Source organism: Wolbachia endosymbiont of Drosophila barbarae, from assembly GCF_044752445.1.
Lineage (GTDB): Bacteria > Pseudomonadota > Alphaproteobacteria > Rickettsiales > Anaplasmataceae > Wolbachia > Wolbachia pipientis.
Map to the genome: position 1 here is coordinate 1 of NZ_JBIXJM010000035.1, position 1991 is coordinate 1991.

Annotated in this window: 3 protein-coding genes; 1 reads left to right on the forward strand and 2 read right to left on the reverse strand. The window is 33.6% G+C overall.

Annotated features, from left to right (window positions below; genetic code table 11):
* A partial coding sequence (locus tag ACIPNH_RS00415; RefSeq protein ID WP_400770835.1) for a hypothetical protein occupies positions 1-937 on the forward strand: 937 nt, incomplete at its 5' end.
* A gap of 136 nt (positions 938-1073) precedes the next feature.
* Here the strand turns inward: ACIPNH_RS00415 and ACIPNH_RS00420 are convergent.
* Together ACIPNH_RS00420 and ACIPNH_RS00425 are read right to left on the reverse strand one after the other, a co-directional pair.
* Positions 1074-1445 carry a helix-turn-helix domain-containing protein gene (locus ACIPNH_RS00420; RefSeq protein ID WP_400770838.1) on the reverse strand — a complete coding sequence of 124 codons (372 nt, stop codon included), beginning with the start codon at positions 1443-1445 and terminating at the stop codon, positions 1074-1076.
* A 34-nt stretch (positions 1446-1479) separates the two neighbouring features.
* Complete coding sequence (locus ACIPNH_RS00425; RefSeq protein ID WP_400770841.1) at positions 1480-1812, reverse strand: helix-turn-helix domain-containing protein; 333 nt, start codon at positions 1810-1812, stop codon at positions 1480-1482.
* Between the last annotated feature and the right edge of the window lie 179 nt (positions 1813-1991).

Genomic DNA, 1991 nt, shown 5'->3' on the forward strand with positions numbered 1-1991 from the left:
TGAGGAGCTCAATCCATTTCGATCAGCTTTATGCAAGATAAGGCTAAGTGAATATGAAAATGTGAAATTAAATGAATTCTTGGAAAAAGCTATTGCAGCTGAAAATCTAGACAAATTAAGTAAAATCGTCGATGAAGCTTTGGATTTAGGAATAAGAGTAAACGCTCGCAACGAAGATGGCTTTAGCTTCACTAACATTACAATGTTTAAGATGTATCGTGATGAATTCAAAGAAAATAAACAAGAAGATATAATCAGAAAGTTAGCCTTACATGGAGCAGATTTTAATGTACAAGTTGATAAGAAAATAGCTGAAATGTATCAAAAAGTGCAAAAAGAAATTGAGCCACAAATATATAGTAGGCTCAAGAAACTTAGGGAAGTTGGAGAAGACGCTACTATAGAAGGAACTGTTGAAGATGTAGAAATCGATAATAAGACCTTCTATATTGAATTTTCACATAGCTGCATAGTTGATGTTGCCAAAGTTGTAGAAGGTGCAAAAAATTTGGGCTTAAGTAAAGGAGACTTAAACCTTGGCGGTAGTATCATAAAAATAGGTGATGGTGAAGTTGAGGTCAAAACTGGGAAAGACGGTAAAAGAAATTACGTAGATATATCCGATAACAGCGCTTTTACAGTAACACTTTGCACTAGCCTAGGAGAGCTAAATTTAATGGTATATCATGACACAGAAGACTATCATCAAGTACAAGTTGAGGTAGAAGATGAAGAAATGTGGAACGAGTTGCAAGAAATAGGAGAAATCGTAGGAAAGGGTTGTTTATTTGGTGGAATGTCTGTTAAAGAAGTAGTGGAAAAAGGCAGCTTTACTAGATGTGGAAGGTGGGGCGACCAAAATTCTAAAAGTAGTGAGACCTTTTCTTGGGTGAGCAAATTAAAAGATACCAAAACGACATCTGTAGGACGTTCTTGATTGGTGGCTATGTTTTTACATAGCCATAATTATTGCAAAGTAAAGTAGTTCTTGAAATTTAATCAAAATTACCATAAAAAATTTACCTTAACTAGCATTGCTTGTAGAAGTGGATTGAAGATATATTCAGGCAATATTATTTATTGGCAAGCGCTTTTATCACTGAATGCACAATATCACGCAACGTTTCATCCTTAATTTTCCTGTATTCCCTCACTAGCCTTGATATTTCTTCACTACCCACATCGCTACAAAAGGCCTTATCGTGTAAGTCTTCAGAAGCTTTGGTAAAAAAATATGACATATCAACGGACAAAGCTTCTGCCAAATTATACAATCTATCAATTACAAGCCTTACCTCTCCAGCTTCATATCCTTGTATATGCTGAAATGAAATTCCGAGCTTTTTTCCTAAGTCTCTTTGGCTAAAACCGCATATTAACCTTCTCTTCCTTACTCTTTCACCTATTTGTTTATCAATAGGATGTTGTTCATCTTGTACAATCATTTATTAATATATTAACTGAGGTATTGAAGCAATACTAACTCTCATTGTAACTTTGAGAAAAAGATTTTACCAATATATAAACTACGCTACGTAACCTTTTGCTTTTAATTTCATTATATCCTTTGACTAATTTTAGTATTTCTTCATCATAAGTTTCATGTGAGTCGACATGCACATCAGTAAAAAAATCAGCCACATCAATCGATAGTGCTTTTGCTAAGTCGTATAGCCTACTGGCCAAAATTTGGTTTGAACTATTTTCGTACCTTTGTATTTGTCTATACGAAACGCCTATTTTCTTTCCCAACTCAGTTTGTGTTAAACCACAGTATAATCTAAGTTCTTTTATTTTTTTGCCTAATTCCACCTTTCATTACTAATTTTAGCTGCTCAAGCTTATATTGAATTTTTTAATTTATGAAGTAGAAAAAAAGAAGGAAAGTTGGAGAACTTTCCTTCCGGTCTACAGATTACAATCTTGTTATAAATACCAGAATAATAAGCTACTGATATTCTCCACCTTTTTTATCTTTAATCCATCATAGC

What these genes read in the sequence shown, in the direction of transcription:
- ACIPNH_RS00420 (WP_400770838.1), bottom strand. Translation starts at nt 1,445, where the DNA reads ATGATTGTACAAGATGAACAACATCCTATTGATAAACAAATAGGTGAA.